Annotated in this window: 20 protein-coding genes; 3 read left to right on the top strand and 17 right to left on the bottom strand. The window is 67.9% G+C overall.

The genetic code is table 11. The features are described 5' to 3' along the window. Positions 1 to 78: 78 nt before the first annotated feature. From dprA to E3T34_RS11305, 5 genes are all read right to left on the bottom strand, one after another. Positions 79 to 1,338 (bottom strand): DNA-processing protein DprA, encoded by a 1,260-nt coding sequence (gene dprA / locus E3T34_RS11325; protein WP_104103149.1) that lies wholly within the window; start codon positions 1,336 to 1,338, stop codon positions 79 to 81. Further along, a complete protein-coding gene (locus E3T34_RS11320) occupies positions 1,335 to 2,870 on the bottom strand; it encodes a YifB family Mg chelatase-like AAA ATPase (protein ID WP_134343034.1) in 1,536 nt (511 codons plus the stop codon). Before E3T34_RS11320 ends, dprA begins: the two co-directional genes overlap by 4 nt. Then, positions 2,870 to 3,226, bottom strand: a complete 357-nt coding sequence (locus tag E3T34_RS16550; RefSeq protein WP_104103537.1) for a YraN family protein — start codon at positions 3,224 to 3,226, stop codon at positions 2,870 to 2,872. Before E3T34_RS16550 ends, E3T34_RS11320 begins: the two co-directional genes overlap by 1 nt. Before the next feature lie 241 nt (positions 3,227 to 3,467). Next, entirely contained in the window at positions 3,468 to 4,178 is a 711-nt protein-coding gene (locus E3T34_RS11310) for an SGNH/GDSL hydrolase family protein (protein ID WP_104103143.1), read from the bottom strand. Positions 4,179 to 4,236: 58 nt separating this feature from the next. Next, on the bottom strand, positions 4,237 to 5,352 hold the full coding sequence (locus E3T34_RS11305; protein WP_104103141.1) for a dipeptidase: 1,116 nt from the start codon (positions 5,350 to 5,352) through the stop codon (positions 4,237 to 4,239). A gap of 141 nt (positions 5,353 to 5,493) precedes the next feature. Here E3T34_RS11305 and E3T34_RS11300 point away from each other — a divergent pair, with 141 nt between their 5' ends. After that, a complete protein-coding gene (locus E3T34_RS11300) occupies positions 5,494 to 6,306 on the top strand; it encodes a metal-dependent hydrolase (RefSeq protein ID WP_104103138.1) in 813 nt (270 codons plus the stop codon). Between the two features lie 60 nt (positions 6,307 to 6,366). Continuing rightward, complete coding sequence (locus E3T34_RS11295; protein WP_104103135.1) at positions 6,367 to 6,813, top strand: nitroreductase family deazaflavin-dependent oxidoreductase; 447 nt, start codon at positions 6,367 to 6,369, stop codon at positions 6,811 to 6,813. Positions 6,814 to 6,843: 30 nt separating this feature from the next. Here the strand turns inward: E3T34_RS11295 and E3T34_RS11290 are convergent, their stop codons facing one another. The 11 genes from E3T34_RS11290 to rpsP form a co-directional block, all read right to left on the bottom strand. Continuing rightward, a complete protein-coding gene (locus E3T34_RS11290) occupies positions 6,844 to 8,313 on the bottom strand; it encodes a glyceraldehyde-3-phosphate dehydrogenase (RefSeq protein WP_134343033.1) in 1,470 nt (489 codons plus the stop codon). Between the two features lie 73 nt (positions 8,314 to 8,386). After that, a complete protein-coding gene (locus E3T34_RS11285) occupies positions 8,387 to 8,710 on the bottom strand; it encodes a DUF2469 family protein (RefSeq protein ID WP_066596196.1) in 324 nt (107 codons plus the stop codon). A 12-nt stretch (positions 8,711 to 8,722) separates the two neighbouring features. Then, the gene (locus E3T34_RS11280; RefSeq protein WP_134343032.1) at positions 8,723 to 9,364 is read right to left on the bottom strand and encodes a ribonuclease HII; all 642 of its coding nucleotides are present in this window, start codon (positions 9,362 to 9,364) and stop codon (positions 8,723 to 8,725) included. A 3-nt stretch (positions 9,365 to 9,367) separates the two neighbouring features. Then, positions 9,368 to 10,114, bottom strand: coding sequence for a signal peptidase I (lepB, locus tag E3T34_RS11275; protein WP_104103128.1), 747 nt, complete (start codon positions 10,112 to 10,114; stop codon positions 9,368 to 9,370). An 85-nt stretch (positions 10,115 to 10,199) separates the two neighbouring features. Next, positions 10,200 to 10,544 (bottom strand): 50S ribosomal protein L19, encoded by a 345-nt coding sequence (gene rplS / locus E3T34_RS11270; RefSeq protein ID WP_104195167.1) that lies wholly within the window; start codon positions 10,542 to 10,544, stop codon positions 10,200 to 10,202. A 192-nt stretch (positions 10,545 to 10,736) separates the two neighbouring features. Further along, a complete protein-coding gene (locus E3T34_RS11265) occupies positions 10,737 to 11,315 on the bottom strand; it encodes an MFS transporter (RefSeq protein WP_104103120.1) in 579 nt (192 codons plus the stop codon). 36 nt (positions 11,316 to 11,351) lie between these two features. Continuing rightward, positions 11,352 to 12,101, bottom strand: a complete 750-nt coding sequence (gene trmD, locus E3T34_RS11260; RefSeq protein ID WP_104103117.1) for a tRNA (guanosine(37)-N1)-methyltransferase TrmD — start codon at positions 12,099 to 12,101, stop codon at positions 11,352 to 11,354. A 9-nt stretch (positions 12,102 to 12,110) separates the two neighbouring features. Beyond that, the gene (locus tag E3T34_RS11255; protein ID WP_134343031.1) at positions 12,111 to 12,992 is read right to left on the bottom strand and encodes a formate/nitrite transporter family protein; all 882 of its coding nucleotides are present in this window, start codon (positions 12,990 to 12,992) and stop codon (positions 12,111 to 12,113) included. Positions 12,993 to 13,079: 87 nt separating this feature from the next. After that, entirely contained in the window at positions 13,080 to 13,754 is a 675-nt protein-coding gene (rimM, locus tag E3T34_RS11250; RefSeq protein WP_134343030.1) for a ribosome maturation factor RimM, read from the bottom strand. 22 nt (positions 13,755 to 13,776) lie between these two features. Further along, positions 13,777 to 14,013, bottom strand: coding sequence for an RNA-binding protein (locus E3T34_RS11245; RefSeq protein ID WP_104103108.1), 237 nt, complete (start codon positions 14,011 to 14,013; stop codon positions 13,777 to 13,779). Positions 14,014 to 14,015: 2 nt separating this feature from the next. Further along, a complete protein-coding gene (gene rpsP, locus E3T34_RS11240; protein ID WP_104103105.1) occupies positions 14,016 to 14,441 on the bottom strand; it encodes a 30S ribosomal protein S16 in 426 nt (141 codons plus the stop codon). A 285-nt stretch (positions 14,442 to 14,726) separates the two neighbouring features. Between rpsP and E3T34_RS11235 the strand changes: the two genes are divergently transcribed. Beyond that, positions 14,727 to 15,863, top strand: a complete 1,137-nt coding sequence (locus E3T34_RS11235) for a glutamate--cysteine ligase (protein WP_134343029.1) — start codon at positions 14,727 to 14,729, stop codon at positions 15,861 to 15,863. Positions 15,864 to 16,074: 211 nt separating this feature from the next. On the opposite strand, the gene E3T34_RS11230 is transcribed toward E3T34_RS11235, so the two are convergent. Further along, on the bottom strand, positions 16,075 to 16,279 hold a 205-nt coding region (locus tag E3T34_RS11230; RefSeq protein WP_166785891.1), incomplete at its 5' end, for a transposase.

Genomic DNA, 16,279 nt, shown 5'->3' with positions numbered 1-16,279 from the left:
GACGGGGCCACGGTCGACGTGCTCGTACGCCGAAAGGACGGGGACGACCAGGGGGGTGGTCGGGTGAACGGCGAACCGTTACCGGCCGCGCACCCAGCCGGTCTCCTTCTCCCGAACCACCCCCTCCAGGTCGAGGGCGCCGAGGGACCCCTGCACCGTTGACATCGACAGTCCGGCCCGACGGGCGATGTCGGTCACGCTGCGCGCCGCCCGCGTGCTCAGAGCGTCGAACACGCGCACCTGCTCGCTCGTGCGGCCGCCGAACCCGGCCGTGTCTCCATCGGCGGGCGGCAGGTCGAGGGTGAGGCCCAGCATCCGTTCGCCCACCAGTTCGGCCATTTCCGCGGCTGTGCTGACGCAAACGGCGTCATACTCGCGGATCAGCCGATGGCAGCCGGCCGACGTCGGCGAGGTCACCGGGCCCGGAACGGCCCCGAGCGGCCGGCCGAGAGCGGCGGCATGCCCGGCAGTGTTGAGCGAACCCGAGCGCCAGCCGGCCTCGAGCACGACCGTGGCCGCGCTGGCAGCGGCGATCAACCGGTTGCGTTGCAGGAACCTCCATTTGGTGGGCGCGGCCCCGCACGGCAGTTCGGAAATGATCGCCCCCATCGTGGCGATACGGCTCAGCAGGGCGTCGTGGCCGCTCGGGTAGTAGCGGTCCACTCCCCCGGCGAGGAACGCGACGGTCAGCCCCGAGCTGGCCAGTGCCGCCCGGTGCGCCATGCCGTCAATGCCGTACGCCGCCCCGGAGACGATGAGGAAGCCGCGGTCGACGAGCCCGGCGGAGGCCTCCATCGTCACATGCTCGCCGTAGCCGGTGGCCGCGCGGGCACCCACCAGGGCGATCGAGTTGGACAGCGCCGTCAGAGCGGTCGGGATGCCCCGCCACCAGAGTGCGATCGGCGCGTGGACTGCCAGGTCGTCGACGCCTCTCGGCCAATGTGCATCAGTGGGCACCAGGAGCCCGGCGGACGCGCGCGCCGCCTGCTGCAGGGAACGGATCACCTCGGCCGAGGATAACCGCGGCCGCCAGCGTTGCAGGGCCTGCTCCAGTAGGGCCTGCAGGTCGTCGGTCAGTGGCAACCCCGTTGCGGCCAGCGCGCCCGCGAGCCGGGCCCCGGTCCACAGGTCGAGGACGGCACTGAGTGCCGGCCCGGCCCCCAGCCCCTGCACGAGCAGTCCGGCGGCGCCGTCGCCCGGCTCCGAGATGCCGGTCCACGCGGCGCGCGCGAACACATCGGCGGCGGCCGCGGCATCTGTCGGGCCAGACCCGGCGGATGCCCGCACGCCCCCGGTCAGCGCAACCACCGTGGATTCCTCCAGCCCAAACAGCATCATGACGTCATTCCCTTCCGCAGGTACAAGGCCTGCCCTACCTGTTCAATGCCGGGCCGGGACACGCCCTCGAGGTCGGCGATGGACCAGGCCACCCGCAGTACTCGGTCATATCCGCGCATGGTGATGCCTCCGCGTTCAAGCGCCCGGTCAAGGATGGCCGTGGCCGCTCTGCCCAGCCGGGCCTGGGGGCCGCGCAGCCAGGGGCCGGGCACATCGGAGTTCAGCGTCCACGGCGTGCCGGCGAGGCGCTGGGCCGCGGCGGCTCGGGCCTCGATCACCCGTCCGCGGGCGACGGCGCTCGCCAGTCGGGGCGTCTCGGTGGCCAGCCTCAGCTGGGCGGCAGTGATGCGCTGCACCCGCAGCTGAATGTCGATACGGTCCAGCAGCGGTCCCGAAATGCGCGCCAAGTACCGTCGCCGGGAGCTCGGCGGGCAGGTGCAGTCCAGGTCAGGGGCGCCGTACTGCCCGCAGGGGCACGGGTTGGCCGCCATCACCAGCTGGAAGCGGGCCGGGAAGTGAGCGACCGCGTTGGCGCGGTGAATGCTGATCACCCCGGATTCCAGCGGCTGCCGGAGCGCGTCGAGCACCGCCGAGGCGAATTCGGGAGCCTCATCGAGGAAGAGCACCCCGTGCGAGGCGCGCGCCGCCGCGCCAGGCCGGACCTGCCCGCTGCCTCCGCCGACCATGGCCGCCGCCGTCGCCGTGTGGTGCGGGGCCTCAAGCGGCGGGCGGGTGATCAGGGCGCGCCCGACGGCGCGGCCGCTGAGCGACCGCATGGAGCTGACCTCGAGGGAGGCCTCAGCGTCGAGGTCGGGCAGCAGTCCGGGCAGCCGGGCCGCCAGCATGGTCTTGCCGGCGCCGGGCGGCCCCACCATGAAGACGTGGTGACCGCCGGCCGCCGCGATCTGCAACGCCAGGATCGCATCGTCATTGCCGATGATGTCGACCAGGTCGGGTTCGGCCGTCTCCGCCGCGGCGTCGCCGGGAACGAGGATGGGGTCAACCGGGATCGGTTCGAGTTCGGCGCCATGCCAGATGGCGGCGTCCCGCAGGGAGGCGACACCGATCACCCGCACGCCCGGCACGAGGGACGCCTCATCGACGTTGCCGGCGGGCACCATCACCGTGCCGTGGCCAAGCCGGGAGGCCGCGATCACCGCCGGGAGCATGCCCGGCGTCGGCCGCAGCCGTCCGTCGAGGGCCAGCTCGCCGATGTGCACCACCCGGCCCACCGACGCGGCCGAGACCACCTGGTCGGCCCCGAGGCAGGCCAGCGCGATGGCCAGGTCGAAGCCCGACCCGTGCTTCGGCAACGACGCCGGGGAGAGGTTGATGGTGAGCTTGTTACGGGTGAGCGGACAGCCCGAGTTCTTCGCCGCAGCCCGCACCCGCTCGGTGGCCTCCGACAGGGCCGCATCGGGCAGCCCGATCAGGATGATACCCGGCAGCTGCCCGGAGATGTCGGCCTCCACCTCGACCAGTGCCCCGGTCATCCCGGCCAGGGCCACCGCATGCGTGCGGGCGAGCCCCATCAGAACACGCCCGTCAGGTGCTCGATCACGGGCTCGGTGCCGGGACGGATGATCACGGCGATGGCGTCGACACGGATGCGGGCGGGCCGGGCATCCGCCTGTTCGCACCACGCCGCCGCGAGGCGACGCAGCCGGGCGAGCTTGGCGACAGTGATGGCCTCGAACGGATGCCCGAAGCGGGTTCCCGAACGCGTCTTCACCTCGACGAAGACGACCTCTCCCCCGAGCTCGGCGACCAGGTCGATCTCACCCTGCCCGCAGCGCCAGTTGCGCTCCACGACCCGGTAGCCGGCGGCGGCGAGGAAGAGGGCGGCGCACTCCTCGCCCTGCCTGCCCAGTTCGTCTTTGCGTGCCACGAGCACCTCCGCCCCCAGCGTGCCGGGTAGGCGCTCCCGGCACTCGCGGGGTCGAGAAGCTGTGCGGTCGGCGGCGCGGCCGCGTCTGGGGAGGACCACCCCCGGCCCGGCCTTCAGCACCACCGTCCCGAACGAATTCGACGCCGGCACGGCGGTCCGTCTGTGCTGACCAGCGTCCACGCGGTGCAACCAGCTCTGCCGTTCCGGGAGCGACACAACCAATCGATCAGGACTCCCCCAGCTACAGCCCCAGCGCGGCGAGCGCCGCGTCCATCCGCTCGGCGAGGGCTGCGTAGCCGGCGTCATTGGGGTGCAGGCCGTCGTCGGCCATCCACTCGGGGTGCCCGTCGAGCCAGTAGGAGGCGCCGGAGATGTAGTCTGCGTCGGCGCCGAGCGCGGCCGCCTGAACCCAGCCGATGATCTGCTCCACGGAGTCCGGGCGCTCCTCGGTGTACCAGAACGGCTCCACGACGATGAGGCGCGCCTCTGGCAGGGCCGCCCGGATCGTCTCGAAGTCGCGGGTGATCGCCGCCTCGATCTCGTCGGCGCGGGACGGCATCGAGAAGTTGTCGTTGAGCCCCATGGTGCTGATCACGATGTCCGGCCTGGCAGCGATGACCTGGTCGATCAGATCATCCCCCCGCCGCTGGTTCACGAAGCCGAGGCCGTTGCGGCTCGGGTTGACCTCGGTCCAGTCGCGCTCGGCCGAGACGATGGTCGACCAACGTTTGTCCGCAGCCGAGCCGCCGGTGCCGCGCGTGTAGGAGTCGCCGTAGAAGGCGACCACGGTCTCGCCGGGGCCGCGGGCCGCGGGACCCGGGTCGGCCTCGCCCAGGCCGCGGCCCAGGACGCCGCTCTGGGCGAGCATTGCCAGGGCCACCGCCCCCGCGAGCAGCACGGCGGCGGCGATCCACACGGTGATCCAGAAGGCAGGGCGTCGTCGAGGGGTCATGACACTGATTCGGAGCCGGGCACCGGCAGGGTTGGCGGAACACGCCGGCCCGGCATGCTCAGCGCACCAACCGGGGCACCGAGGCGCCGGATGCCGCGTGTCCGGCGGCCGCGAACGCGGCATCCGTCTCGCGCAACACCCGCAGCACGTTGGCGCCGGCAAGAGCCGCGAGGTCGGCGGCCGACCAGTCGCGCCGGGCCAACTCGGACAGCAGCGCCGGGTAACCGTCGACGCCTTCGAGGCCGGCAGGGAACTCGTCGGTGCCGTCGAAGTCGCCTCCGAGGCCGATGTGGGCCATTCCGGCGACGCGGCGGGCGTGTTCGACGTGGTCGGCGACATCCGTCAGCGTCACGACCGGCGCCGGCCCGGCCCGGTCGCCCTCGAACCAGACCGAGTAGTCCTCGGACAGGAATTGGGGCACGAAGGTGAGCATGAGCACCCCGCCGTTGGCGGCCAGTCGGCACAGCACGTCGTCGGGCACATTGCGGGGGTGGTCACTGAGGGCCCGGCAGGAGCTGTGACTGAAGATGACGGGCGAGTCGGACGCGTCCAACGCCGCGTGCGCCGTGGCCGGGGAGACGTGCGAGAGGTCGACCAGCATGCCCAGCCGGTTGAGTTCGTGCACGTAGTCGACGCCGCGGGGTGTGAGGCCACCGTGCTCGGGTTCATCGGTGCCCGAGTCGGCCCAGGTCGTGTTGTGCACGTGGGTGAGGGTGAGGTAGCGCACGCCCAGCCGGGCGAACATGCGCAGCGCGGCTGGGGAGTCGTTGAGGCTGTGTCCGCCCTCGGCGCCGAGCAGGGAGGCGATGCGCCCGATCGCTCGGGCGGCCTCCACGTCGGCGGCACTGCGCGCGATGCCGAAGTCGTCGGGGTAGCGCGCGGCGAGGCGGTAGACCCAGTCGATCTGCTCAAGCGTGCCCTGCACGGCGTCGGCGCCTGTAAGGTCGTCGCTGACGTAGACCGACCAGAACTGCGCTCCGACCTGCCCTGCCCGCAGCCTGGCGATGTCGGTGTCGGTGGACAGACCGCCCCCGAGACCCTCCACGGAGTAGTCGCGGCTCTGCCGGCACTCCCACGCCCAGTCGTTGTGGCCGTCGATCAGCGGGGCCAGGGCCAGCGCCTGCTCCACGACGACGGATGCCGCGGCGGGCGCGGACGGAACCGGTGTGCTCATGCCCCCACGCTAGTGCCGGCCGGCACGGGCGGGGAGCGGAAGCCACCTACAGTTGAACGGGAACTGGTGAACCGGCTTAGTCGAGGCTCGGCATGCCCCCGACGGCCTGAATCAGACTTGGACCAGTTAGGACCCCCTCTCATGATGGGTGCACACCATGCCATGACCGGCGCCGCCGCCTGGATCGCCGTCACGGCGACCGCCGGGCACGGCCTCGGGCTCTTTCCTGTGACGCCCGTCGGCACGATCGCCGGCTCGCTGCTCTGCGCCGGGGCGGCCCTCCTCGCCGACGCCGACCACAACTCGGCCACCATCTCGCAATCCGTCCCCGTGCTCGGCCGGCTCGTCACCACGGGGATCTCCCGGGCCTCCGGCGGCCACCGGCACGGCCTGCACAGCCTGCTCGGCCTGTTCTCGGCGTGGCTGCTCGCCACCGTGATCGGTCTGGTGCTCTGGGAGCCCGTCTGGGCCACGGAACCGGTGCGCGTCGGCCCGGCCCTGATGAGCGCCGCGGCGATCGCGTTTGCGGCCAAGGTGCTCGGCCTCTCGAAGCAGTCGTGGGGGCTGGCCTGGGCAATCGGCTTCGCCGTGGCGGCTTTCATCGCCGTTTTCGCCCCGGAGCAGCACTCGTGGTTCGTGATCTGCTTCACACTGGGCTACGGCGTGCACCTTCTGGGCGACCTGCTCACCACCGGCGGGCTGCCCCTGTTCTGGCCGTGGATCCCGAAACCGCCCAGATGGTGGTGCCGGGTGCCGGTGCTCGAGAATCTGTGGTCATCGGGCGGCTACCTGTCCGTGCCGGTGCTGGGCAACGCCGGCTCCCTGCGGGAGTGGCTGCTGCTGATCCCGGTCACCGCCTATGCGGGCTACGGCGTGCTGTTCGCGCTGCTGGAGACCTGGGGCGTCAACCTGGAGGCCGCGCTGGTGGACATTGCCGGGGCGCTGCCCCTGTAGCGGGGCAGAAGACGCCGGGACATCCGTCGGTCGCCCCTGTTCACCTCGTAGGCTGGAGGCATGGGACTGCGTAATCGGCTGACGGATCTGCAGATGAAGACGATGAGCGTGCTGCACCGCGCGGTGCTGACGGCCTCCGGCGGGCGCCTGCTCGCCTCGTTCGGGTCGATGCCGGCGGTCGAGCTGCACACCATCGGCCGCTCCAGCGGCAAGCGTCGCACGACGATGCTCACCGCCCCCGTGCACGGGCACCAACGCTTCGTGCTGATCGCCTCGAAGGGCGGCGACGACCGCCACCCGCAGTGGTATCTCAACCTGGTCGCGAACCCCGACGTCGAGCTGACCGTGCGCGGCACCACCCTGAAGCTGCGGGCGCGAACCGCGTCCCCCGCGGAAAAAGCCGAGCTGTGGCCGCAGATCGTGGCGGCCTATCGGGGCTACGACGGCTACCAGCAGAAAACCGGCCGTGATATCCCGGTCGTGATCTGCGAGCCCCGGCCGCGCTGACCCGAACCCGGGCCAACGCCGCTCGGTGACTCAGACCAGGGCGACCGGCTCGATCAACACCTTCGGGAACACCGGCGGATGCACGCCCGCCATCTCCTCGAGCACCCGGATGACCTGGCAGCTGTACCCGTATTCGTTGTCGTACCAGACGTACAGCACGGCCTTCGTGTCGGTGCAGATGGTGGCCAGGCCGTCGACGATGCCGGCCCGGCGGGAGCCGAGGAAGTCGCTGGAGACCACCTCGGGCGAGTCGATGTAGTCGATCTGCTTGTGCAACTCGGAGTGCAGCGACATGGTGCGCAGGTAGGTGTTGAGCTCGTCCTTGGTGGTGCCCTGCGTGAGGGTGAGGTTGAGGATCGCCATCGACACGTCGGGCGTGGGCACCCGGATGGCGTTGCCGGTGAGCTTGCCGGCCAGCTCGGGCAGCGCCTTGGCGACGGCCTTCGCGGCCCCTGTCTCGGTGATCACCATGTTCAGGGCGGCGCTGCGCCCGCGGCGGTCGCCCGAATGGAAGTTGTCGATCAGGTTCTGGTCGTTGGTGAACGAGTGCACCGTCTCCACATGGCCTTCCCGGATACCGAAGCGGTCGTTCACGGCCTTGAGCACGGGCGTGATCGCGTTGGTGGTGCAGGATGCCGCCGTGATGATGGTGTCGTCCGCGGTGATGGCGTCGTGGTTGATGCCGTGCACGATGTTCTTCAGCGCGCCCTTGCCCGGAGCCGTGAGCAGCACCCGGGCGACACCCGGGCAGGCCAGGTGCTGGCGGAGTCCGTCGGCGTCGCGCCAGCGTCCCGTGTTGTCGACCACGACAGCGTTCTGGATGCCGTATCGGGTGTAGTCGACGGTGGCCGGGTCGCTCGAGTAGATGACCTGAATCAGCGTGCCGTTGGCGAGGATCGTGTTGCCCACCGGGTCGACGGTGATGGTGCCCTCGAATGGTCCGTGCACCGAGTCGCGGCGCAGCAGGCTCGCCCGCTTGACGATGTCGTTGTCCGACCCGCGGCGCACCACGATGGCCCGCAGGCGCAAACCCTGTCCCCCGCCGGCGTGGTCGATCAGGATGCGCGCGAGGAGACGTCCGATCCGGCCGAAGCCGTACAGCACGACATCCGTGCCCGCGGTGACGAAGTCACCCTGCCGGTCGACGACATCCGCCAGCTCGGCCCGGAGGAATTCCTCCCGGCCGCGCCCGGCACTTTCGAGTTTGTAGGTCATGGCCAGCCGGCCGAGGTCGATCGACGCGGTCCCGAGCCGGAGGGTGCTGAGGGTCTGCAGCAGCGGCAGGGTCTCCTCCAGGGGCAGTTCCACATCGTCGATGTGGCGCGCGAAGCGGTGCGCCTTGAGCAGTCCGATCACCGACTGGTTGACCAGTCCCCGGCCGTGCACGCTCGTGACGACGTGATTTTCCCGATACAGACGGCCGATCAAGGGGATCATCTCTTCAGCGAGTGCCTCCCGGTTGATCCACGAGGCCAGAGCGCGATCAGATTCCTGAAGCAAAAGACATACCCTTCGTTCTCGACCGCATCGTTGCGCCGAGTGTGCAGACCCCCAGGCCTGAGTCTTCGTTGTGCTACTCGTCGAGCGCGAGTTCCTTCGGCAGTTCGAACTCCTTGGACGCGAGTTCCTCGACGTTGACGTCTTTGAAGGTCAGCACCCGCACCGACTTCACGAACCGGTCGGAACGGTAGACGTCCCAGACCCAGACATCTTTCATGGTCAATTCGAAGTAGAAGTCGTGCTCCGTGTCACGGCGCACCAGCTCGACCTCGTTCGCGAGATAGAAGCGTCGTTCGGTCTCGACGACGTACTGAAACTGCCCCACAACGTCTCGGTACTCGCGGTACAGGGCCAGCTCGACCTCGCGGTCGTAGTCCTCGAATTCATCTTCTTCCATGGTTCCTCAATCCTACGCTGTGATCTTCAGCCAGGATTTGCGATGCAGCAGAGTGGGTCCGAGCAGGGCGATCGCCGCCATGTGGGCGGGGCTGCCGTAGCCCTTGTTGCCGGCCCACTCGTAGCCGGGCGTCACGGCATCCGCCTCGATCATCAGAGCGTCGCGGTGCACCTTCGCGATCACGGATGCCGCGGCCACCGACGCGCAGTCCTGGTCGGCCCGCACGCGCGTCACCACGTTGAGCGGAGTGCTCAGTGCCCTGTTCAGCCAGTCGTCGTTGCCGTCCAAAAGCACCACGGCGCCGGTGATGTCGACCCCGGCCGCGAACAGCTGCGCGAGGGCCCGCTTGCCGGCCAGGCCGAGCGCGGCGATGATGCCCAGTCGGTCGACCTCCAGCGGCGTCGCGAGGCCGACCGCTGAGTGCAGCGCCCAGGCGACAGCCAGCGGCGCAAGGAGCCCGCGCCGGAGTTCACTGAGCATCTTGGAGTCGCGCAAACCGGCCGGGAAGGCCGAAGCTGAGGCGTTGACGACGGCCACACCTACCCCCACCGGACCGGCAAGGGCGCCGCGGCCGACCTCGTCGACGCCGATCACGCAGGTCGCCCCGGCGGCCAGCAACGCCCGTTCGACGTCGAGGGTCGGATCCACGACCATTCCCTACCTCGTCTCCGTGGGGACGCCCTGGAAGACCTCCGGGTAGTCGTCGAGCCAGGACCAGCGCGCGGTCGGCCAGCTGATCACGAGGGCGCGCCCGACGACGTTGTCGATGGGCACGAACCCCTTGCCGGGGGTCTCGGTGTTGTAGCGGGAGTCCTTGGAGTTGTAGCGGTTGTCACCCATCACCCAGAGCGAGCCGTCTGGCACGACGATGTCGAAGTCGTCCTGCGAAACGCTCGTCTCCCCGGTCGGCAGAGACACATAGGGTTCGGACAGAGGCACGTCGTTGACGCTCATCTGGCCGAGCGGGTTGCAGCAGGTGACGTGGTCGCCCGGCAGCCCGATGACGCGTTTGATCAGGTGGTCGTTGCTGTCCGGCGCCGACAGCCCCACCGCGGCCATGACCCAGTCCACGGCGGCGATGACGGCGTTCTGCTCGAGGGGCGCCTGCGGCAGCAGCCAGCCGCCCGGATCCCGGAACACGACGACGTCGCCGCGTTCGACCGGGATCAGTTTCGGTTCGAGCTGGTTCACGATGATCCGGTCGTTGATCAGGAGGGTGGTCTCCATCGACCCGGAGGGAATGTAGAACGAGCGCACCAGGAACGTCTTGATCAGGAACGAGATGAGCAGCGCCACCACGAAGATGACCAGCAGGTCACGTATAAAGAGTGCAACGCCGCGCTTCTTGCGCTTTGTTTCTGTTCCCTGGCGATTGGATCGCGTGGGCAGAGAATTATCTGTCATTAAACCGCCTGAGCTCCTGACCCAGTGTACGGGTGAGGAGCTCAGGGGGAATTCAGCGCAAGCTGGAAGTCGACTGCGACGGGTGTTAGTCGCGCTTCTCCTTGATCTTGGCCTTCTTGCCGCGCAGGTTGCGCAGGTAGTACAGCTTCGCGCGACGCACGTCACCACGGGTGACGACCTCGATGCGGTCGATCACCGGGGAGTGCACCGGGAAGGTACGCTCGACGCCGACCTGGAAGCTGACCTTGCGTACGCAGAACGTTTCGCGCACGCCTTCGCCGGAGCGTCCGATGACGACTCCCTGGAAGACCTGCACACGAGAGCGAGCGCCCTCAACGATGTTGACGTGGACCTTGACGGTGTCGCCGGCGCGGAACGCCGGAATGTCCTTGCGGAGGGATGGGGCATCCACCTGGTCGAGAATATGCATACTGTTCGCTCTCTGTATCCGCCACAGGACGACTACGGCTTATGCGATCCGACCCGCGAGGCGAGCGAATCAGCAAATGAATGAGTGTGTTTCGTGCCGATACCTTGCAGCTCCCCTGTGGCAGAGGCTTGCCACGGCACAAGCGATGATTATGTCACGAAACGCACCATGCCCGCAAAAGCTGGGTGAAGGTCAGGCCTCCGGCGCCTGACCGTGCTTCTTCCCGGATTCCTTCTTCTCGAACGACTCCCCGGGCGGGCGGAGTGAATGCTCGCGCACGATGATGACGGAGGGATCCGGCGTGGGGATGAAACCGTCGGTCGGCGGCAGCGTGGGCGGCACGGTCGGCAGGAACGCGGGGCCCCTCGCCGTCTCCTCGACCAGGAGCATCATGGCCCGCATGCTGCGGCGGGCGGCGGCGATCAGCTCCCAGATGGCGAACCAGAACGCGCCGATTCCGACCACGATCACCAGCGCGGCGAGGCCCGGCGCGACGTCGTAGGTAAAGCCCATGCCCACGATCAGGGCGTGCCAGAGCGTGAGGATGCCCACGTCGGCCCACGACACCATGCGGGTGCTGCGCACCTCGGTGCGGGCGAAGAAGATCAGGCTCACGGTGAGCAGGCCCACACCGACCACGAGGCCGCCGAAGAAGCTGCCGACCACGTCCCAGCCGCCGCTGCCGTAAACGGAGGCGCCGACCAGGAGCCACGCCGGAAGCACGAGGACGGCAATGAACTGCCAGTAGTAGAAGAACCTGCGTACGAACACGAAACCAGACTACCCGGGCGACCTGCTCCGGCGAGCTCAGTTCGCTGGCGGCAGAAGGTCCGGGCGCACCCGGGCCGTGCGCAAGAATTGCTGCTCCCGCCGCCACGCCGCGACGGCGCCGTGGTTGCCACTGAGCAACACCGACGGAACGTCGAGGCCGCGCCAGGCCGCGGGCTTCGTGTAGCTCGGATATTCGAGGAGGCCGTCCTCGTGGGATTCCTCGACAAGGCTTTCCGGGTTGCCGACGACCCCCGGGATCAGACGACCGACGGCCTCGATCATGGCCATCACGGCCACCTCTCCCCCGTTGAGCACGTAGTCGCCGAGACTGACCAAGCGCACCCGGCCGTCCTGCTCGAAGTGGTCGAAGACCCGCTGGTCGATGCCCTCGTAGCGTCCGCAGCCGAAGATGAGGTTCGATTCCTCGGCCAACTCCCGGGCCATGGCCTGCGTGAACAAATCCCCAGCCGGGGACGGGAAGATCAGGAGCGGACTGGCATCCGTCGCCGTCGTTTCGGGCATGACGGACGCATCCGGCGGCTCGGCACCCGGGTGCACGTCGGTGAGGATCGCGTCGATCGCGTCACCCCATGGCTCCGGCTTCATCACCATGCCGGCGCCGCCGCCGTAGGGCGTGTCGTCGACGGAGTGGTGCCGGTCGTGGGTGTGGTCGCGCAGGTTGTGCACCCGAAGGTCGATCAGCCCCGATTGCCGGGCCTTGCCGACCAGGGAGACGTCGAGGACGGAGAAGAACTCCGGAAAGATCGTGATGATGTCGATACGCACGGGAGAAGTCTACGAGCGAACGAGCGTGGGTTCGGCAGGCTCGGTCGCCTCGGCGGCCACCTCCGCGTCGACGTCGACTGCTTCACCGGATGCCGGGGCGCGGTTCACATGGGTACGGTGCGAGAAGTAGATTGGCAGCGCGGTGAAGAGGATGGCGCCCAGGACGTTGCCAAGGAGCACCGGGGCCTGGTTCCATACCCACCACTGCCCGACCGTGACGTCGGCGCCGAGCATGATGCCGGCCGGGATCGCGAACATGTTGACGATCGCGTGCTCGAGGCCGAGGCTGAAGAAGGTCGTCACCGGCAGCCACATCGCGAGGATCTTGCCCCCCGTGGACTTGGACGTATAGAACATGATGGTGCCGATGGCGACCATCCAGTTGCAGAGCATGGCCTTGATGATCACGACAAGGATGCCGCCGGCACCGACCGCCTCGTAGGGCAGCACCTTGTGCTCGGCGAGGTCGATGATGGCCTGGACCATCGGGTCGGACATGTCCGTGCCCAAGTAAGTGATCGACGTCGTGTAGAGGAAGGCGTACAGTCCGGCCCCGAAGAGGTGGGCGAGAATGACCACGAAGAAGTTCCTGAGTCCCCGGGTGACCGTCGTGCGCCTTTCCATGATCGCAAGCGGGACAAGGGCGAAGCTACCGGTGACCAGCTCGAGGCCCAATAGCAGGATCATCGCGAATCCGACCGGGAAGAGCACGGCCCCGACGATCGGCAGCCCGGTCTGGGCCGTGGCGGTTAAGGCGACGGTCGTGGCCGCTCCGAGAATCGCCCCGGCAAGCGCACCCCGCATCACCATTTGCCCCAGGGTCAGTTGCGTTTTAAGCATGCCGGAGTGAGTGATGTCATCGACGAGTTGGCTCGGTTTAACGTACGACATGCGACGGTGCTCCAATAAGAGGTCTGCCGCGTCGTGACGAGGTGGGGAGCCGGTCGGGCGCGGCGCGCCTCTCCCCGAGGAGGTGTTTCAGCTCCGGCCGGGGGCTCCGTCAACCTCGGCCTGGGGTTCTGATTCAGTTTCGGGGGCAGCCGTGGCTGCGGTGTTGTCACTATTGTCGACGTTGTCATCGTCGTCGTCCGGTTCCTCCGGGAGCTCTTCGAGCAAGCCGGGAGGCGGGGTGATGGTGACGATGCCGGTCGTGATGTCGACGGAGGGCACGATGGCCTTCACGAATGGGATCATGACCTCGGCGGCGGGGGTCTTCACGATCAACAGGTCCTGCGCGGGAAGGTGCTCCAGCCGCGCGATGGTTCCGATCTGGACGCCGTCGCGCACGACGGAGAGGCCGATCAACTGGTGGTCGTACCAGGCGTCTTCTTCGCCGGACTGTTCCGCGTCGTCTTGGTCGATCCAGAGGATCGCCTTGGCGAGGGCTTCGGCCGCTTCACGGTCGGGGACATCCTTGAAGAAGCCGACCGCGTGCTGGTTGTACCAGCGGAGCTCGACGAGCTCGATTTTCTTGCCGTGCCAGGGTGAACCCGTGGGCACCTGCAGGGTGAACACGGCGCCCGGGACGAAACGACGTCCCGGGTCATCCGTGAACAATTCCAGCTTGATCGCGCCCTTGAGACCGTGCGCCTTGGTCAGGCGCCCCACCCTCAACTGGCTGCGCGGAGTCGTACTGTCGTTCACCGAACTCATATCCAACTACTCATTTACCAGTTCAGAAATCGGTGTCGACGACGTCAACGCGCACGCGCCGGCCGTCGGCCAGCGCGGCCACGAGGGTGCGCAGTGCCTTGGCGGTGCGCCCGGAACGCCCGATCACGCGGCCGAGGTCTTCGGGGCTCACACGAACCTCGAGAACCTCGCCCCGTGGGGACGTCTGGGTCACAACATGCACATCGTCCGGGTGATCGACGATCCCCTTGACAAGATGCTCGAGCGCGGGAGCGAGCAAAATTACGCCTTGTCCTCTTCGGTTGCCTCCGCGGCAGCCTCGGTCTCCTTGGGTGCCTCTTCCTTGGCCACAGGCTTGACGGCCTTCGGCTTCAGAACCGGCTTCTTCTTCTCGTCGGCGACGAACGGAGCCTTCGGCTCCTTGAACTTCACGGTACTGACGGCGTTCTTGTCACCCTTGAAGATGCCCCAGTCGCCGGTCAGCTTGAGGAGAGCCTCAACCTGCTCTGTCGGCTGTGCTCCAACGCCCAGCCAGTACAGGGCACGCTCGGACTTGACCTCGATGACGGAGGGCTCCTGCGTGGGGTGGTAGATGCCGATCTCTTCGATGACACGACCATCGCGCTTGGTGCGCGCGTCGGCAACGACGATGCGGTAGTACGGTGCACGGATCTTGCCCATGCGCTTCAAACGAATTTTGACAGCCACAATTCTCCTGTGTATTTGATTTTTGGCGAACTGAGGGCCGTGAGCGTGGGGGCACACTCGGCACAAGCTCAATAAGGTTTTTTCCTGCGCCTGAGTAGAGGGTCGGACGCAAGAGAACTCGACTAACTATTCTGTCAGACATCGACGACTTTCTGATAATCGACCGGCTGGGCGGCGCGGTCATCACCGGACCCGCGTCCGGCTGGGGCGCCGCTTCGCCAATCGGTGTCAGGATTGTCACACAACCACGCCCGAAGGGGTGAACCAGGATCGGAAGGACCGCGCATGGGGATCGAATTTGCCCGGTCGAAACGGTCAACCATTGGCATCGAGTGGGAACTCGCCCTCGTCGACCGCGAGTCGGGTGACCTGGTCTGCCTGGCCGAAGAGGTGCTGACGGCTCTGGCCGCGCCCGACGGCACGCCGCATCCGCACATCACCGGGGAATTGCTCCTGAACACGGTCGAACTCGTGTCGGGGGTGCACCATACAGTTGCGGGCGCCGTCACGGATGTCGCCGTCCAGGTTGACGAGGTGCGCGCCATCACGGATCCGCGGGGCGTCGAACTCATCTCTAGCGGATCGCATCCGTTCAGCCAGTGGTTCGACCAGAAGGTTACAGACGAGGCCCGCTACCAGCGGTTGATCGACCGCACCCAGTGGTGGGGCCGCAACATGATGATCTGGGGCATCCACGTGCATGTGGGGATCGAGGACAAGGCCAAGGTCATCCCGATTTTGAACGGCCTGCTCGGCTTCCTGCCGCACCTGCAGGCCCTGTCGGCGTCGAGCCCGTTCTGGGCCGGCGTGAACACGGGCTACGCCTCCAACCGCGCCCTCATGTTCCAGCAGTTGCCCACCGCCGGCCTGCCGTGGATCCTGCAGGACTGGGAGGCCTGGGAGCGCTACGTGGCCGATATGACGGCCACCGGGGTGATCGAGGATGCGACCGAGGTGCGCTGGGACATCCGTCCTTCGCCGCGATGGGGAACCATCGAGGTGCGCGCCTGCGACGGCGTGTCCACGACGGAGGAACTCGGCGCCATCGCCGCGTTCATCCAGTGCCTGGTCGACTGGATGTCTGGGCGTCTCGACGCCGGCGAGACGGTCGGGCCGATGCAGCCGTGGTTCGTTCGTGAGAACAAATGGCGGGCCGCTCGCTACGGCCTGGACGCCGAGATCATCACGGATGCCGCGGGCGCCGAAAGCCTGGTGACCGACGATGTGCGCCGGCTGATCGGCATCCTCTCCCCCGTCGCCGAGCGTCTGGGCTGCCTGGACGAGCTGCAGAGCCTGAACCGGATCATCACCGCGGGTGCGAGCTACCAGCGGCAGCTGCGCGTCGCCGAGGCGCACGGCGGCAGCCTGCCGGCCGTCGTGAAGTCGCTGACCCGCGAACTCCGCACGGGCCTCCCCGCATAGCTGACTGAGCCTTCATGGCCGTGGACGATGCGGGATCGCGGCTTGGGGGTTCCGAGCCGGGTGTTCGTGATGTCGACGCAGGCAAGCAGTGGACCGTGACGCGGGATGTGAGTGCGTTCCGGCCACCGTGTCTCTCGGGTCCGCGGCCCTGCAGCAACTCCGTCCCCAACGAATTCGACGGCGATTTTGGCTCTCCTGCTGCTTCTGTGGGTTAAACCCGGCCGGGGAGCACTGGTTTGTGGCCGCCGAGGCTGAGCATGGCGAGGGCGATGAGGGCGTCGGGTGATTTGAAGCCGAACGCGATGCGGGTAATGAGCCGGATCTTGGTGTTCATGGATTCGATGCGGCCGTTGGAGAGGCCGTGCTCGATCGATGCAAGGATCGCGGCCCGGTGCTTGACGATGGAGCGTTGGAGT

Origin of the sequence: Cryobacterium sp. TMT1-62, assembly GCF_004403145.1 — a bacterium.
In the GTDB taxonomy this organism is placed as follows: Bacteria; Actinomycetota; Actinomycetes; order Actinomycetales; family Microbacteriaceae; genus Cryobacterium; species Cryobacterium sandaracinum.
This window is presented reverse-complemented; position numbering and strand designations above follow the sequence as displayed.

Bases quoted from the DNA above. Each gene is read 5' to 3' on its own strand.
- E3T34_RS11310 (WP_104103143.1), bottom strand. From the start codon at position 4,178: ATGACCCCTCGACGACGCCCTGCCTTCTGGATCACCGTGTGGATCGCC.
- E3T34_RS11295 (WP_104103135.1), top strand. From the start codon at position 6,367: ATGGGACTGCGTAATCGGCTGACGGATCTGCAGATGAAGACGATGAGC.
- E3T34_RS11235 (WP_134343029.1), top strand. From the start codon at position 14,727: ATGGGGATCGAATTTGCCCGGTCGAAACGGTCAACCATTGGCATCGAG.
- E3T34_RS11285 (WP_066596196.1), bottom strand. From the start codon at position 8,710: ATGGAAGAAGATGAATTCGAGGACTACGACCGCGAGGTCGAGCTGGCC.
- E3T34_RS11255 (WP_134343031.1), bottom strand. From the start codon at position 12,992: ATGTCGTACGTTAAACCGAGCCAACTCGTCGATGACATCACTCACTCC.
- E3T34_RS11305 (WP_104103141.1), bottom strand. From the start codon at position 5,352: ATGAGCACACCGGTTCCGTCCGCGCCCGCCGCGGCATCCGTCGTCGTG.
- E3T34_RS11320 (WP_134343034.1), bottom strand. From the start codon at position 2,870: ATGGGGCTCGCCCGCACGCATGCGGTGGCCCTGGCCGGGATGACCGGG.
- lepB (WP_104103128.1), bottom strand. From the start codon at position 10,114: ATGACAGATAATTCTCTGCCCACGCGATCCAATCGCCAGGGAACAGAA.
- E3T34_RS11280 (WP_134343032.1), bottom strand. From the start codon at position 9,364: ATGGTCGTGGATCCGACCCTCGACGTCGAACGGGCGTTGCTGGCCGCC.
- rimM (WP_134343030.1), bottom strand. From the start codon at position 13,754: ATGAGTTCGGTGAACGACAGTACGACTCCGCGCAGCCAGTTGAGGGTG.
- rplS (WP_104195167.1), bottom strand. From the start codon at position 10,544: ATGCATATTCTCGACCAGGTGGATGCCCCATCCCTCCGCAAGGACATT.
- dprA (WP_104103149.1), bottom strand. From the start codon at position 1,338: ATGATGCTGTTTGGGCTGGAGGAATCCACGGTGGTTGCGCTGACCGGG.
- E3T34_RS11300 (WP_104103138.1), top strand. From the start codon at position 5,494: ATGATGGGTGCACACCATGCCATGACCGGCGCCGCCGCCTGGATCGCC.